Origin of the sequence: Roseibium album (genome assembly GCF_001404515.1) — a bacterium.
Lineage (GTDB): Bacteria > Pseudomonadota > Alphaproteobacteria > Rhizobiales > Stappiaceae > Roseibium > Roseibium album.
Map to the genome: position 1 here is coordinate 205,917 of NZ_CXWE01000001.1, position 15,109 is coordinate 221,025.

Here is a 15,109-nt window from a genome sequence, read left to right on the forward strand (position 1 = left end):
GAAAAAGGACCGGCCAGTACAGGGGCATACTGGTAAAAGGATGATTTGGTTCCGTCTTCGAACAAGATTATTTCGTTCAAGAGCAGATAAATTTCTTCGAGAGTTTTTACCTGATCTGCCCGTGGATTAGAATTTCGCAACTTGTTTTGGCAGAATTGACCGTTTTTTGATCACTAATTCCTGTCTTGTTTTAGATTTGTCAAAGTTAATGCAGCTGATTTTTGTTAATATGGAATCAACTCCCTGGCTGTCATGCTGGGGCAAGGGAATTTTCAGCCGCACGGCAGAGGAGATAGGATGGCTGCGGAAGGCGCACCTCCGTTTTTTGCTGAATCGATTGTGTTCCTGGCAGCGACCTGCGTCGCCGTTCCGATTGCCAAGAGGTTGGGTCTCGGCTCGGTTGTGGGCTATCTGGCTGCCGGAGCAGCGATTGGTCCGCATGGCCTGCAGCTTCTGGGCTCGGGCGAGGACGTTCTGCATGTCGCGGAGCTCGGCGTCGTGCTTCTGCTGTTTGTGATCGGACTTGAACTCGACCCGCAAAAACTCTGGCGCATGAAAAGGGATATCTTTGGGTTGGGAACAGCCCAGGTCATCCTGACAGGCGCCAGCCTGTTTGCGGTCGCCCGATTTGTCGGCATGCCTTTTTCAACCGCACTTGTTGCCGGCTTCGGTCTCGCCCTGTCCTCAACGGCGTTTGCCCTGCAAATTCTGCAGGAGCGGGCTCAGCTTTCGTCGCCTTATGGACAGCGGGCTTTCGGAATTCTGCTGCTTCAGGACATTGCCATCGTGCCGCTCCTGGCGATGGTAGCGATCCTGGCACCGGGGGAAGGGCCTTCGACAACAGGGGAGATCCTGAACGAAATCCTGATCGTTCTCGGAGCCGTGGCGGCCGTTATCCTGACGGGCCGATATCTGATTTCACCCATATTCCTGTTTCTGGCGGCAAGCCGTGCCCGCGAAGTCATGTTGACAGCGGCACTTCTGGTCGCCCTCGGCAGTGCCGGGATCATGCATTCCGTCGGCCTGTCGATGGCTCTGGGGGCATTCCTGGCGGGTGTACTTCTGGCCGAATCCAGCTTCAGGCATACGCTCGAGGCTGATATCGAGCCGTTCCGGTCGCTGCTCATGGGTCTGTTTTTCGTCGCCGTCGGCATGTCGCTGGATGTGTCGCTGGTCATCAAGCACTGGATAGTGGTCGCCGCCGGCGTCACTGTGGTCATGGGGCTCAAGGGCGTCTTCCTGTGGGCACTGTCACGCGGAACCGGCTCGTCGAATTCGGATGCCATGCGAATTGCGGTGACGCTGCCGCAAGGCGGCGAGTTCGCCTTTGTTCTCTTCACTGCAGCCGTCAGCAACAGCCTGTTGACGTACCAGACGGCCAACTTGCTGAATGCTATCGTCATCCTGACAATGCTGCTGACACCGCTCGCCTGTCTGGGGCTCGACAGGCTTGCCGCAAGAGCCAAGGCCAAGGGCATTGAAAACCCGTCTATCGAAACCTTCGAGGAGGCGGCACCGACCGTTCTTGTCATCGGATTCGGTCGTTTCGGCATGGTTGTCGCGCAGATACTGACCTCTGAAGGCCTTGAAATCACGGCGATCGACAACCGGCCCGACCGCATCGATTACGCTCGAAAACAGGGCTACAAGGTCTACTATGGCGATGCGACCCGGGCCGACGTTCTGGCAGCCGCCGGGGCTGGCAACGCCGCGCTGGTTGCCATGTGCATCGAAAACGACAAGGTGATGGCAAAGGCGATCGACCTGATCCGCGACGGATTTCCCGAAGCGCTGATCTTCTGCCGTGCAACAGATCGCGCCCATGTTCTGGACCTCACCAGGCGGGGTGTGGATTTCCAGATTCGCGAGACATTCGAGTCCAGCGTCGTATTTGGCCGTGCGGCGCTTGAAGCGCTCGGCACACCGCTGGACCGGATCGACCAGATTGAAGAAGATGTGCGCGGCAGGGATGAGGAACGCCTCGCCGTCCAGCTTGAAAAGGGAATGTATGCCGGTGCGGACCGCCTGCACAAGGTGACGCCGCGCAAGGAAGTCGTGAAGGATCAGCAGGACGTGCCCGCCGCGTGAACCGACGTGTTACGCGTGTTGAATCTCCTGTTTCCACTGATTTTAGCTTCAGACGCAGCGAAGCGAAGATCCGGTACCCGTCGGATCTGAAACTGCAATCTTGCCGCTGGATTGACCGCAGGGATCCTCGTCCGGGCTTCGTCGGACCTCCACGGCACAAGCAGTCACTTGTGCGCTGACAAACGGATGGTTTTCCGGCTTAGGGCAGTGTGTCGAAACCTTCCGAAAATCCGTTCAGCGAAATCGGGATGCCGATACCTTCCTCGGGTGTCTGGAAGATGATGAAGGTTGCTTGCGCACCGGCCTTCAGTTTCGTCAGCAATTCATCTTCCAAAATGACTTCCGCGATACAGCCGTTCGGCAGGCAGCGCACGAACCCGGCTCGTCCGATGTCCGCATTGTCGACGCGCAATCCCAGACCGGAGGGCAACAGGACACCCAGCGGCGCAAGAACGCGCAGGATGCGCGCCTGTTTGTCGGCGGTTTTGAGTACAATCACGGAAAGGCCGACATTCTCGCGATCTGAAGCCGTGACATTTTGAATGAGGGCGCATTGCTCGCCGGAAGCACCAGGAGGTGTATCGCAGCGCATCTGCCAATCGCCATGGCTGGATCGGACCTCGCCTTGAGCCTGAGCAGGTGGATTTCCATGGACAAGCGTGCCCAGGAAAAGCCCGGCAATGGCGGCCAGTTTCAAAATGGAAAGCCCGGTTTTTCCCGAGCTGTGTGGTTGGAAGGACTGCTGCGTATGAGTTGACAAGAAATCCTCCGGTCAATCGTTGTCCGATTCTGCAAAAGCGTATCAACTGGTTTTCAGTCCGCTCAGCGAATCATGGTTTAATCCCGGCCAGACATTGCCGCACAATGGCCGTTGATTCCAGTCTGCCGGGGGGCCGAGCCGTCGATTAGCCCGAATTTTTGTCGAAAATCCGCGTGTCCTTGACGTGCGTCAATCTGGCAAGGCCATCCTGAGGATGTGAAAAGTTGGAAATTCCGTTGCAGCTCGGCGTTTCTTGTGGTTTTTGTGCGGCACAATGGTGTCGGCGGGGTGATGCGGCAGATCGCCGCTCTGGCCGATTGTAACCATCGCCCTTCATAGGGGTTTATGGTTATAGTCCGGCTATCTGATGATCCTGTCCGATGAACGGTTATGGCAGATTCAGGCTTGCGAACTCGCGCCAAGCCCGTTACTGCCCGACCGGATTGGTCCGGATCGTGGGTCCAGGATGTATGCAGGTGCCGCTTACAGGCGGCTGAGGGAAGGGAGCGTGGACGTGAAGGCAGTCTTCAAGCGTCTCATGACATTGGCCGGAGCGGCGGCAACATTTGCTGGAGTGTCCACCGCGGCCCTGGCAGCCGAATCCGGTATGACAAACTGGCAGCTTGGCTTTCAGGCCTCGGTGTCTGACATGATGGACGACATCACGTGGTTCAACGCGTTCACGCTGGTGATCATTACGGTGATCACGCTGTTCGTGCTGGCCCTGCTGGTCGTTTGCATGGTGAAGTTCAGCTCCAAGGCAAATCCGGTGCCCTCCCGCACCTCGCACAACACGATGATTGAAGTGGCCTGGACGGTCGTGCCGATCCTGATCCTTGTTGTTATCGCGATCCCGTCGTTCCGTCTGCTCTACAAGCAGCTCGATATCCCTGAATACGACATGACGATCAAGGCGATCGGATACCAGTGGTACTGGGGATACGAGTACACCGACGAAGGCATGGGCGATCTTTATTTTGATTCCTACATGATCGCTGATGATGATCGTCAGGCTGTTGCCGAAGCACGTGGCGTGTCGCTGAACGAAGTGCCTCGCCTTCTGGCGGTCGACTATGATCTCGTCGTTCCTGTAGATACCACCGTTCGTCTTCAGGTCACGGCAGAAGATGTTATCCACGCCTTCGCAATGCCCTCGATGGGTCTCAAGATCGATGCGATCCCGGGTCGTTTGAACGAGACTTGGTTCCGCGCACGCGAGGAAGGTGTCTACTACGGTCAGTGCTCCGAGCTTTGCGGCGTCAATCACGCGTTCATGCCGATTGCTCTTCGTGTGGTGTCCAAGGAACAGTACAAGACCTGGGCAACAGCGGCGCAGGAAGACCTGGACACGGCCAATGAACAGCTGATGGCATCCATCAAAGATCAAAAGAAGCTTGCTGCCGGCAAGCTCGAAGACATCTCTGTCGCCGCGAAATAACGCGGCGGCTTTCATTTGACCGGCGACGCGCGATAGCACGCAGCGCTGCTGAAAGTACTTGAAGAGGGAGCCCCAAATGGCTGCGAGCGAAGCACATGCGGCACATGACCATCCATATGGATGGCGCCGGTGGGTCTATTCGACCAACCACAAGGACATCGGGTTGTTGTATCTCATGTTCGCGATCTTTGCCGGGATCGTGGGTGGCGCGCTCAGCGTCGGCATGCGGATGGAACTGATGGAACCGGGGATGCAGTATTTCAGCAACCCGCATATGTTCAACGTGTTCACGACCGCACATGGCCTGATCATGATCTTCTTCATGGTGATGCCGGCCATGATTGGCGGATACGCCAACTACTTCGTTCCGATCATGATCGGCGCGCCCGACATGGCGTTCCCGCGCATGAACAACATTTCCTTCTGGCTCTTGCCACCGGCTTTCCTTCTTCTCTTGCTGTCGCTATTTGTTGAAGGCCCTCCGGGTGGTAATGGCGTTGGTGGTGGCTGGACGATCTATCCGCCGCTTTCCACGTCCGGCCAGCCCGGACCTGCAATGGATCTTGCAATTCTGTCGCTTCACATTGCCGGCGCATCGTCCATTCTCGGTGCGATCAACTTCATCACGACGATCTTCAACATGCGTGCGCCGGGCATGACCTTGCACAAGATGCCGCTGTTCGCCTGGTCCGTCCTGATTACGGCGTTCCTTCTGCTGCTGTCCCTGCCGGTTCTCGCTGGCGCCATCACGATGCTGCTGACGGATCGAAACTTCGGCACCACGTTCTTTGATCCGGCCGGCGGCGGTGACCCGATCCTGTTCCAGCATCTGTTCTGGTTCTTCGGCCACCCGGAAGTGTACATCCTGATTCTCCCGGGCTTCGGCATCGTCAGCCACATCATTTCCACCTTCGCCCGCAAGCCGATTTTCGGTTACCTCGGCATGGCCTATGCAATGGTTGCCATCGGCGTGGTCGGCTTCATCGTGTGGGCGCACCACATGTACACTGTTGGCATGTCCTCCGAGACACAGGCCTACTTCGTCGCGGCCACGATGGTCATTGCGGTGCCGACGGGTGTGAAGATCTTCTCCTGGATCGCCACCATGTGGGGCGGTTCCATCGAGTTCAAGACACCTATGGTCTGGGCGATCGGGTTCATCTTCCTGTTCACCGTTGGTGGCGTGACGGGCGTGCAACTTGCCAATGCCGGTCTCGACCGCGCATTCCACGACACCTACTACGTTGTGGCACACTTCCACTACGTGCTGTCGCTTGGTGCCGTGTTCGCGATCTTCGCAGCCTGGTACTACTGGTTCCCGAAGATGTTCGGCTACATGTACAATGAAACCATCGGCAAGGCGCATTTCTGGATCACCTTCATCGGTGTGAACCTGTTGTTCTTCCCGCAGCACTTTTTGGGCATGAACGGCATGCCGCGCAGATATGCCGACTATCCGGACGCTCTGGCCGGTTGGAACTACGTTTCCTCCATCGGATCGTATATCTCGGCTTTCGCCGTGCTGGTGTTCCTGTTCGGTATTGCCGAGGCTTTCTCCAAGAAGCGTGCGGTTGGCAACAATCCGTGGGGCGAGGGGGCGACGACCCTGGAGTGGACACTGTCTTCACCTCCACCGCACCACCAGTTCGAAACCCTGCCGCGGATCAAATAGGCCCGCGGACGGAGGCACGGCCTCCGGCCTGAAATCGGCACCGCACCGGCAACCGGCGCGGTGCCTCCTTTGAAAAGCTGCCAATGCAGTACAACGGAATTTGAAGGACGCGCCCATGTCGCTCGTCGAGCGCCAGGATACGATCAGTCAGGACAGCGCCGTCTGGAACGGTGGAATGGGATCGGTGAGCGACTATGTGGCGCTGCTGAAACCGCGCGTCATGTCTCTCGTCATATTCACGGCCTTTGTTGGCCTGATGCTGGCTCCGGGGTCCGTGCATCCGGTACTGGGCGGTGTTGCGATCCTGTGTATCGCCATCGGTGCAGGTGCATCGGGTGCCCTGAACATGTGGTACGACGCCGACATCGACGAGATCATGTCGCGCACTCAAAAGCGTCCGATTCCCGCTGGAAAGATCACCGGGGAGGAGGCCTTTGCCTTCGGCATGACATTGGCGATCGGGTCCGTGGTCACGCTCGGGTTGCTGGTCAACTGGTTCGCAGGTGCGTTCCTGGCATTTACGATTTTCTTCTACGTCGTCATATACACGATGTGGCTGAAACGCTCCACGCCGCAGAATATTGTCATTGGCGGTGCAGCCGGCGCATTTCCTCCAATGGTCGGCTGGGCGTCGGTAACCGGCTCGGTGAGCCTGGAGAGTTTTGTGCTCTTCCTCATCATCTTCATGTGGACGCCGCCGCATTTCTGGGCGCTGGCCCTGTTCAAGAGTGGCGACTATCGTGCTGCGGGCGTCCCGATGCTGCCGGTTGTTGCCGGTGAAACCAGCACACGTCATCATATTCTCGCCTATTCGCTGATCCTTGCACCCGTCGGCATGTCTCCGTATTTCCTGGGATTTGCGAGCCCTGTTTACGGGGCTGCTTCTGCGGTGCTGGGACTGGCCTTCCTTGCGCTTGCCGCCAACGTCTGGCGCAGGCGCGAAGGCGATGAAGCACGCAAGGCCTGCGTCAACCTGTTCAGATTTTCCATCTTCTATCTGTTTCTTTTGTTTGCCCTGTTGCTGGGCGAAAGTCTGGTCGCAGGGGCGTAGGATGATGGCGGAAGAAGAACAGGGTATCAGGCTGACAACGGAACAGCAGAAGAAGCGGCGTTCTCGCTCGATTGCGATCGCGATTGTGTTGCTGGCGCTTGTCGTTCTCTTTTATGTGGTCACCATCGTCAAGCTGGGACCGAGTATCATGGATCGGGCTCTTTAGGGAAACGTACGTGGGAAACGAGCAGAACAACAATCAGGTCGCAAGCAGCAATCGCAGGGTCGCCCTTGCGTGCGTCAGCGTATTCGGACTGATGGTGGGCGCTTCCTATGCTGCCGTTCCCCTTTACGATCTCTTTTGCCGCGTGACCGGTTTTGGCGGAACTCCGCAAGTTGCGACCAGTGACAGCGACATTGTCATCAACCGGATGATCACCGTGCGCTTTGACGGGAATGTCAATCATTCCCTGCCCTGGAAATTCAAGCCGGCACAACGGTCGGTGACCCTCAAGATGGGCGAGAGCGCGCAACTTGCTTATCTGGCGACCAATACCGGTAGCGAGGAGACTGTTGGAACCTCGACCTTCAATGTGTGGCCTCCGTCAGCAGGCGCATATTTCAACAAGCTGGATTGCTTCTGTTTTACCGAGCAGAAACTTGCATCCGGTGAAACCGTCGAAATGCCGGTCGTCTTCTTCGTCGACCCGGAGATGGACAAGGATCCTGAGCTGGAACACGTGAAGGAAATCACTTTGTCCTATACTTTCTTCCCGGTAGAAGAACCGGAACAACCTGTTGCAGCACGGGCTGAGGCGCCTTCTGCTGAAACGAACTTGTGAGCGATTGCGCTTGTTGCGCATGACATGACTGTGTTTGGGGAGCTTGCCGATGGCTGAGGCACATACCAATAACCACGACTACCACCTGGTGGAGCCGAGCCCGTGGCCTTTCATCGGGTCGGTCGGCGCTTTCATCATGGCGATTGGCGCAATCGCATGGATGAAATCCGCAGCCGGTGAATCATTCGAGCTTTTCAGTATCGACTTCGCCGCGGCAAGCTGGGGGCTGTTTGCCATCGGTCTGCTGGTGGTCCTTTACGTGATGTTCGGTTGGTGGAGCGATACCATCAGGGAATCGCGCGAGGGACACCATACGCGCGTTGTGTCCCTTCACCTTCGCTATGGCATGCTGTTGTTCATCGCCTCTGAAGTGATGTTCTTCGTTGCCTGGTTCTGGGCATATTTCGATGCGGCGCTTTTTGCCGGTGAAGCCATACAGTTCAGCCGCGTTGAAGCGACCGGTGGTCACTGGCCGCCGGACGGAATTGCAACATTCGACCCATGGCACCTGCCGCTCTTGAACACGTTGATCCTGCTCTGCTCCGGAACGACAGTTACCTGGGCGCACCACGCTCTTCTGCACGACGACCGTGAAGGCGTGAAATGGGGCCTTACGCTGACCGTTCTGCTCGGGGTCCTGTTCACGATCGTTCAGGCCTACGAGTATGGCCATGCCGCATTCTCCTTCGACGGCAACATCTATGGCGCGACCTTCTTCATGGCGACCGGCTTCCATGGATTTCATGTGATCGTGGGAACAATCTTCCTGCTGGTTTGCCTGTTGCGTGCACTGGCCGGACAATTCTCCGTGGAAAAACACTTCGGCTTCGAAGCCGCCGCCTGGTACTGGCACTTCGTGGACGTCGTCTGGCTGTTCCTGTTCGTCGCCATCTACATCTGGGGTGCAGGTACTCCCGCCGCGCACTAGGTGAGCAAGCCACTCCATCAAGAAGCGCCCGGTTTGCTGGACAGACCGGGCGTTTTTGATTTTCGAACCTTAGGCATCAGGTATGGAAGACAAGGCCCATTTTCCGCCGGTCAATCCGGTGACCTCCGGACTATCCGGAAGATGCCCCCGTTGTGGCCAGGGTAAACTCTTCAACGGATTTCTCAGCGTCAAGAAGGCCTGCAGTGCTTGTGGCCTCGACTATTCCTTCGCCGACAGCGGCGACGGCCCTGCGGTCTTTGTCATCATGCTCGTCGGGTTTGTCGTCGTCGGACTGGTTCTGTTTGTTGAGCTGTCCTTTCAGCCACCGATTTGGCTGCACCTCTTGCTTTGGCTTCCACTGACAGTCGTCCTCGCGGCTGCCGTATTACGCCCGCTAAAAGGGCTGATGATCGCACTTCAGTTCAGGCATAAAGCCGAAGAAGGCCGACTGGACAATCCGGACGACATTTGAACCAAAGAGACATGATCGGCCCATGGGCGGACTAAAGAAACTTCTCATCCCCACAATAGCCGCAGCACTTGGCCTTGTTGTTCTTCTGAACCTCGGCTTTTGGCAGCTCGACCGGCTTGAGTGGAAGACCAACCTCATCGCTCAAGTCGAATCAGGTGTCACGAAGTCGCCTGTCGAAGCGCCGCGCCCGGCACTGTGGCGGGATGGTCTCGGAGAAGAGTACGACTATCGCCGTGTCAAGTTGGCAGGTGCATTCCTGGAGGGCAACACCTTCTACTACACCGCGCTTTCAAACCCTGTAGGGCTGGCGGAAGGTCCCGGTGTCATGGTCTATGCGCCGTTCAGAACGACGGAAGGCTGGCTGGTTCTCGTCAATCGGGGATTTCTGCCGCAGGGACTTGCGGAACCTGCGAAGGCGGCCGCCTTGAATATTCCCGCCGGGCAAGTGAATCTGACAGGTCTTTTGAGGCTGAGCGAGAAACCGAACTGGACCACTCCCGAACCGAGTGCCAATGACAGGTTATGGTTTGCCCGCGATACGGAGGCGATGGGGGAGATGCTGGGGCTAGATCCCGGAAACCTTGCGCCATACAGCATTGATCTGGACGGCACGTTTACGCCCGAAGCCGGGTTGCCGCAGGCCGGTGAAACCATTGTCCGGTTCAAGAATGACCATCTTGGGTATGCGCTGACATGGTTCGGATTGGCTGCGACACTTCTGGGCGTGTTTCTGACCTACGCGGCCACGATACTCTGGCCGCGTAGCAAGGGCAGTGGAAGTGCTTAGCCGAGCGCTTCAAGTATGGCGGCAGCGCCTGTCTTCGTTGCTTCGCCCGGAGTTTCCTCGACGGCCAGGAAGGTAACTTCGCCATCCTTGGCGATGAGCGCGAAACGTTGCGAACGCAGATGGCCGAAAATAGGCGCCGGGCCGAGGCCCAGGCCGATGGCCTCGACAAATTCCGCACCGGTGTCAGCCAAAAAGGTGACTTTACCACCCGTATTGGAGGCTTTTTCCCAGGCATCCATGACGAACACATCGTTGACGGACAGGACCGCAATCGTGTCGACACCCTTGTTTTTCAGGGTTTCGGCATGCTCGACGAAACCGGGAAGATGATTCATGTGGCACGTCGGCGTGAATGCGCCGGGCACGCCGAACAGAACAAGGGTCTTGCCGCCTGCAATGTCCTTCAACGACATCTCGCCGGGCCCGTCGCTGGTCATGATCTTGAAAGTGGCGTCCGGAAGGCGCTCCCCAACCTTGATTGTCATATCGAATATCCCTTTGCTGGATGACTTAACGAAGAACTTGTCCGCTTGCACAGATAGAGCGTTGTTCGTTCAACGTCGAGTGAAGCTTGAACGAATCCGGTCAATGGATGCGCCCTAGTCGATCCAGTCCGCAGAAATGGGCTCCAGGCGTTCGACGCCTGTTCCGTTCGAAGACAGCACAAGCCTGAGCTGGCGGTCACTTGCAGTTGTCGCCAGGCCTTTCGTCGAAAGACGCCATGTCGCCTTGTCTCCGTTCCTTCCCAGCGGTTTCGGAAGGCCGATGAAAGATCCTTCCGGACCCGCTGCAAAGAGGTCGGCTTCACCATCATCGCCAACGGTGGCCTCGACAAGGAGAAAGCCCTTGCCGTCATGTGTCACGGAATTGATTTCCAGTCCGTTATTGGTTTCCTGGCGAGGAACCGCGGTGAGGTCCCGCTCGATAAGGCGTTTTGACAATGCATCGTTGTTGCCACTCGGGTTGAAGTCCAGTGTCAGGGCAGCGTCTCCTGGAACGCAAACATCCTTGCATATTCCGAAAAAGACCTCGACTTCCAGCTTGGCATCCTGATCCTTCACCGCTGGCGTAATCCGGAATGGCAACACTATTCCGTCGTGATAGACGATCGATTCCGAAAAACCGTCATCATAACGCTCAGGCACGGGGTACAGAATTTCGAGATTTTCAATATTGTCTGACGCGGTTACCGAAATCTGCGGCGGTATTCCGGCCTCACCGGCATATCGCCAATAGGTGTGCCAGCCAGGCTCCAACAGGAACTCCAGCCCGGCCATGTAGTGTCCGTCCTGAAGGGGGCCGGCGGAGATCAGACGAACAGCGCCACCTTGAACCTCGACCCAGTCAGTCATCTCGGCGCGGGCGGGGGAAAAGGCGCACAAAAGCATCATGAGCGCAATCTGGACAGTGTATTTCATGGGCTCAGTGCTACACGAGTTTCGTCGGCTCGTCATGGGTCCGAGCCTCCGGCAGCGGTCATTTCCTTGTGACGGTCACGTTACGGCAAAGTGAAATGACGGACGACCGGCACGGGAAACAGTCATTAACAAAGCCGTTCAAAGGCGGTATGCTTTTGCACGGACGCAGGCGTCAAACTCAGTCGAGGTGTTTATGGTCGGAGCAGAAGAAACAGACTCTCTTGAAGGACAGTTTCTGATTGCAATGCCGAGCATGGCTGACAGTCGGTTCGAACACTCCGTGATCTACCTGTGCTCTCATTCCGACCAGGGTGCCATGGGGCTGGTTGTCAATCAGGTTGCCAGGCATCTTTCCCTCGAGGAATTGCTGATCCAGCTGGATATCCTGAATGATGATGAGAGCGCTATCCGGTTGCCGGACAGCGTTCGCGGTATGAATGTCCACAAAGGTGGTCCGGTGGAAGTCGAGCGTGGCTTTGTGCTTCACAGCGACGATTTCATGCTCAATCAGTCAACACTGACGATCGACAACGGTATTTGTCTGACCGCGACACTGGAGATTTTGCGGGCTCTTGCCCAGGGCGACGGCCCGGAACAGGCTATTCTGGCACTTGGATATGCCGGGTGGGCTCCCGGACAGCTGGAGAACGAAATTCAGGCGAACGGTTGGCTGACCGCACCGGCCGATCCGGAAATCCTGTTCGATACGGATTTCGACGCCAAATGGCGCAGGGCGCTCAGTTCAATGGGGATCGATCCGGCAATGTTATATTCCGACGCCGGACACGCCTGACCATTTCAATGCCGTGGCGTTGCAAAAGCCTTGTCGGCTCACGGTCATCATTTAACCCAAAAGCGACTTGCGCTTGAAAGTTATGGCGCGTAAGTCGGCTGGATGGCATGGTTTGTTTCAAAGCAGCCGGGTTTCAAGTAGGTTGGGGGTCTGGTTGCAGGGCAGGAGCGGACAAAGTCCGTTGAAACGATCGAAGAGGGAAATGGCAGGGTGAAATACAGCAGTACGCGTGGCGAAGCACCGGTCTTGGAGTTTTCCGATGTCCTGCTGCAGGGGCTAGCCCGCGACGGAGGCCTCTATCTTCCCGAATCCTGGCCTCAGTTCGATGCGGATACGATTGCCTCTTTTGCGGGTAAACCTTACGCCGACGTTGCGTTGGAAGTGATCCGGCCGTTTGTTGGCGGTGCAATTCCGGAAACAGACCTGAAGGCGATGATCGATGAAGCCTATGCCGGTTTCCGACATCCTGCCGTGACACCGCTCGTGCAGACCGGTGCAAACACATTCATTCTTGAACTTTTTCACGGCCCGACCCTTGCCTTCAAGGATGTCGCCATGCAGCTGCTCGGGCGCATGATGGACTACGTTCTGACCAAAAAAGGTCTGCGTGCGACAATTGTCGGAGCGACCTCCGGTGATACGGGTGGTGCAGCTATCGAAGCGTTCAGGGGGCGCGAGCGCACGGACATATTTGTCTTGTACCCCGATGGCCGTGTTTCCAACGTACAGCGCCGCCAGATGACGACGCCGACGGAAGACAACGTCCATGCGCTCGCCCTCACCGGAAACTTTGACGATTGCCAGGCAATCGTCAAAGGCATGTTCAATCACTTTTCGTTCCGTGACCGTGTCGCCCTGTCGGGCGTCAATTCAATTAACTGGGCGCGCATCCTGGCGCAGATCGTCTACTACTTTGTTGCCGGTGCCACCCTTGGCGCACCGCATCGCAAAGTGTCCTTCACGGTGCCGACCGGCAACTTTGGAGATATTTTCGCTGGTTACGCGGCAGTGAAGATGGGGCTTCCCGTCGAAAAGCTCATTGTTGCGACCAATGTGAACGACATTCTGGCACGTACACTCGAAACCGGCCGCTACGAAAAGCGGGTCGTGACGCCAACGATTTCACCTTCGATGGATATCCAGGTTTCGTCAAACTTCGAACGGCTTCTGGCGGAGGTTAGCGGTCGCGACGGGTCGTCGGTCCGCCGGATGATGGACCAGCTCGCCCAGTCGGGCAGCTTTTCGATAGAGGAAGGGCCGCTTGCTGAAATGAGAGCCCATTTCGGAGCAGGCCGTTGTGACGAAGCGCAGACGGCGGCGACAATTGCCGGAACGTGGAAGGAGGCCGGATATCTTCTGGATCCACATACGGCGATCGGCGTTCACGTGGCTAGGAACCACGAAGACGGTTCGGTGCCCATGGTGGTGCTGGGAACGGCTCATCCGGCGAAGTTCCCGGATGTGGTTGAAAAAGCCTCAGGTATTCGGCCCGAACTGCCGGACAACCTGAAAGATATGATGACTGCGGAGGAGCGCCAGCAGGTTTTGGCGGCAGAACTGGACGAGGTGGAACGATTTATCGAGACACACGCCCGCGCCGCCACCGCCAGGGTGTAGCTATATGAAAGTACAAACAACTGTCCTGGAAAACGGGATGACGGTCGTAACCGACCAGATGCCGTACTTGAAGACGGCGGCACTGGGAGTTTGGGTGCGGACCGGGTCCCGAGCGGAAACGGTGCAGCAAAATGGCATCACGCACCTTTTGGAGCACATGGCTTTCAAGGGAACCAAGACCAGGACAGCGCGCAGCATAGCTGAAGAGATCGAAGCGGTTGGAGGCGAATTGAACGCGTCGACCAGCATCGAGCATACCAACTACTATGCGCGGATCCTGGCAGAAGACACCCCCCTCGCAGTCGACCTTTTGTCCGACATTCTACAGAACTCAACGTTCGATTCGCAGGAACTGGCCCGCGAACAGCATGTGATCCTGCAGGAGATTGGCGCCGCGAACGATTCGCCCGATGATCAGGCGTTCGATCTGTTTCAGGAAGCCGCCTGGCCGGACCAGGCGATTGGCAGGCCGATTCTCGGCACGCCGGAAACCGTTCAGGGATTTAACCGGGACGCACTTAACACCTATCTTTCCGATCGCTACAGGGCACCGGATATGGTGCTTGCGGCAGCCGGTGCGGTTGAACACGACGAACTGGTTGCTCTTGCCAGGGAAAAGTTCAGTGGTTTCAGCGGCGAGGCGGCCGCCCAGGATGCCACGGCCAAATATGGTGGTGGTGAGACGCTTCGAAACAAGGACCTGATGGAAGCCCAGGTACTGATCGGTTTTGAAGGCCTGGCCTACAAGTCCAAGGACTATTATGCCATTCAGATCCTTGCATCCGTTCTGGGGGGAGGCATGTCGTCAAGGCTCTTCCAGGAAATACGCGAAAAGCACGGATTGTGTTACGCAATCTACAGTTTCCACTGGGCATTTTCCGATACCGGCCTGTTCGGATTACACGCTGCGACCAGTCATGACGACCTGGCGGCGCTCATGCCGATGATCACGGACGAACTAGTATCTGCCTCGCAGACGATCTCCGATGATGAAGTTGCCAGATCACGCGCGCAGATAAGGGCAGGGCTTATGATGGCTCTTGAAAGTCCGGCCGCCCGTGCCGGTCAGATCGCACGTCAGATCCTGGTTCATGGAAGGGTACTTGGTCCGGATGAAATTTCCAGTAAGATCGAAGCTGTTACGGCCGAGGATATTCGCAGAGTTGCGCACGAAACTTTTGTCGGAACCACGCCGACGCTGACGGCGATCGGTCCGATAGACGGCATCATGAAAGCGGATGAACTGGCAGGACGACTGGAACAGGCCCCGGTGCTGCGGGCCGCGTCATTGTAAAACTACGAG

At 57.0% G+C, this 15,109-nt stretch carries 15 protein-coding genes; 12 read left to right on the plus strand and 3 right to left on the minus strand.

Features of this window, described 5'->3' with window-relative positions; genetic code table 11:
• Positions 1-297: 297 nt before the first annotated feature.
• On the plus strand, positions 298-2,088 hold the full coding sequence (locus tag LA5095_RS00950; protein ID WP_055111156.1) for a monovalent cation:proton antiporter-2 (CPA2) family protein: 1,791 nt from the start codon (positions 298-300) through the stop codon (positions 2,086-2,088).
• Positions 2,089-2,287: 199 nt separating this feature from the next.
• Here LA5095_RS00950 and LA5095_RS00955 read toward each other — a convergent pair whose 3' ends face one another.
• Positions 2,288-2,785, minus strand: coding sequence for an invasion associated locus B family protein (locus LA5095_RS00955; protein ID WP_055112574.1), 498 nt, complete (start codon positions 2,783-2,785; stop codon positions 2,288-2,290).
• Between the two features lie 577 nt (positions 2,786-3,362).
• Here LA5095_RS00955 and coxB point away from each other — a divergent pair.
• The 8 genes from coxB to LA5095_RS00990 all read left to right on the plus strand — a co-directional run bounded on the left by coxB (position 3,363) and on the right by LA5095_RS00990 (position 9,978).
• Positions 3,363-4,286: a cytochrome c oxidase subunit II gene (gene coxB / locus LA5095_RS00960; protein WP_408009889.1), complete on the plus strand. Its 924-nt coding sequence runs from the start codon at positions 3,363-3,365 to the stop codon at positions 4,284-4,286.
• A gap of 76 nt (positions 4,287-4,362) precedes the next feature.
• Entirely contained in the window at positions 4,363-5,958 is a 1,596-nt protein-coding gene (ctaD, locus tag LA5095_RS00965; protein ID WP_029063729.1) for a cytochrome c oxidase subunit I, read from the plus strand.
• A 115-nt stretch (positions 5,959-6,073) separates the two neighbouring features.
• Positions 6,074-7,009, plus strand: coding sequence for a heme o synthase (locus tag LA5095_RS00970; RefSeq protein WP_055111158.1), 936 nt, complete (start codon positions 6,074-6,076; stop codon positions 7,007-7,009).
• A gap of 4 nt (positions 7,010-7,013) precedes the next feature.
• Positions 7,014-7,175, plus strand: coding sequence for a cytochrome c oxidase system small membrane protein (locus LA5095_RS32600; protein ID WP_196897995.1), 162 nt, complete (start codon positions 7,014-7,016; stop codon positions 7,173-7,175).
• 10 nt (positions 7,176-7,185) lie between these two features.
• On the plus strand, positions 7,186-7,791 hold the full coding sequence (locus LA5095_RS00975; RefSeq protein ID WP_055111160.1) for a cytochrome c oxidase assembly protein: 606 nt from the start codon (positions 7,186-7,188) through the stop codon (positions 7,789-7,791).
• A 49-nt stretch (positions 7,792-7,840) separates the two neighbouring features.
• A complete protein-coding gene (locus LA5095_RS00980; protein ID WP_055111162.1) occupies positions 7,841-8,719 on the plus strand; it encodes a cytochrome c oxidase subunit 3 in 879 nt (292 codons plus the stop codon).
• 82 nt (positions 8,720-8,801) lie between these two features.
• The gene (locus tag LA5095_RS00985; protein WP_055111164.1) at positions 8,802-9,191 is read left to right on the plus strand and encodes a DUF983 domain-containing protein; all 390 of its coding nucleotides are present in this window, start codon (positions 8,802-8,804) and stop codon (positions 9,189-9,191) included.
• A 22-nt stretch (positions 9,192-9,213) separates the two neighbouring features.
• Positions 9,214-9,978, plus strand: a complete 765-nt coding sequence (locus LA5095_RS00990; protein WP_055111166.1) for an SURF1 family protein — start codon at positions 9,214-9,216, stop codon at positions 9,976-9,978.
• Here LA5095_RS00990 and LA5095_RS00995 read toward each other — a convergent pair.
• Together LA5095_RS00995 and LA5095_RS01000 are read right to left on the minus strand one after the other, a co-directional pair.
• On the minus strand, positions 9,975-10,463 hold the full coding sequence (locus tag LA5095_RS00995; RefSeq protein WP_055111168.1) for a peroxiredoxin: 489 nt from the start codon (positions 10,461-10,463) through the stop codon (positions 9,975-9,977). The two genes, LA5095_RS00990 and LA5095_RS00995, sit on opposite strands and share 4 nt — an antisense overlap.
• A 114-nt stretch (positions 10,464-10,577) precedes the next feature.
• Entirely contained in the window at positions 10,578-11,396 is an 819-nt protein-coding gene (locus LA5095_RS01000) for a protein-disulfide reductase DsbD domain-containing protein (RefSeq protein WP_055111170.1), read from the minus strand.
• Between the two features lie 193 nt (positions 11,397-11,589).
• Here LA5095_RS01000 and LA5095_RS01005 point away from each other — a divergent pair, with 193 nt between their 5' ends.
• The 3 genes from LA5095_RS01005 (at position 11,590) to LA5095_RS01015 (ending at position 15,100) form a co-directional block, all read left to right on the plus strand.
• Positions 11,590-12,189 carry a YqgE/AlgH family protein gene (locus LA5095_RS01005; RefSeq protein ID WP_055111172.1) on the plus strand — a complete coding sequence of 200 codons (600 nt, stop codon included), beginning with the start codon at positions 11,590-11,592 and terminating at the stop codon, positions 12,187-12,189.
• A gap of 210 nt (positions 12,190-12,399) precedes the next feature.
• A complete protein-coding gene (gene thrC, locus LA5095_RS01010; RefSeq protein WP_055111174.1) occupies positions 12,400-13,806 on the plus strand; it encodes a threonine synthase in 1,407 nt (468 codons plus the stop codon).
• A 4-nt stretch (positions 13,807-13,810) separates the two neighbouring features.
• Positions 13,811-15,100, plus strand: a complete 1,290-nt coding sequence (locus tag LA5095_RS01015; RefSeq protein WP_055111176.1) for a M16 family metallopeptidase — start codon at positions 13,811-13,813, stop codon at positions 15,098-15,100.
• The last annotated feature ends 9 nt before the right edge of the window (positions 15,101-15,109 follow it).

Coding starts and splice junctions, on each gene's coding strand:
- LA5095_RS00950 (WP_055111156.1), top strand. CDS start 298: ATGGCTGCGGAAGGCGCACCTCCGTTTTTTGCTGAATCGATTGTGTTC.
- ctaD (WP_029063729.1), top strand. CDS start 4,363: ATGGCTGCGAGCGAAGCACATGCGGCACATGACCATCCATATGGATGG.
- LA5095_RS00970 (WP_055111158.1), top strand. CDS start 6,074: ATGTCGCTCGTCGAGCGCCAGGATACGATCAGTCAGGACAGCGCCGTC.
- LA5095_RS32600 (WP_196897995.1), top strand. CDS start 7,014: ATGGCGGAAGAAGAACAGGGTATCAGGCTGACAACGGAACAGCAGAAG.
- LA5095_RS00980 (WP_055111162.1), top strand. CDS start 7,841: ATGGCTGAGGCACATACCAATAACCACGACTACCACCTGGTGGAGCCG.
- LA5095_RS00985 (WP_055111164.1), top strand. CDS start 8,802: ATGGAAGACAAGGCCCATTTTCCGCCGGTCAATCCGGTGACCTCCGGA.
- LA5095_RS00990 (WP_055111166.1), top strand. CDS start 9,214: ATGGGCGGACTAAAGAAACTTCTCATCCCCACAATAGCCGCAGCACTT.
- LA5095_RS00995 (WP_055111168.1), bottom strand. CDS start 10,463: ATGACAATCAAGGTTGGGGAGCGCCTTCCGGACGCCACTTTCAAGATC.
- LA5095_RS01000 (WP_055111170.1), bottom strand. CDS start 11,396: ATGAAATACACTGTCCAGATTGCGCTCATGATGCTTTTGTGCGCCTTT.
- LA5095_RS01005 (WP_055111172.1), top strand. CDS start 11,590: ATGGTCGGAGCAGAAGAAACAGACTCTCTTGAAGGACAGTTTCTGATT.
- LA5095_RS01015 (WP_055111176.1), top strand. CDS start 13,811: ATGAAAGTACAAACAACTGTCCTGGAAAACGGGATGACGGTCGTAACC.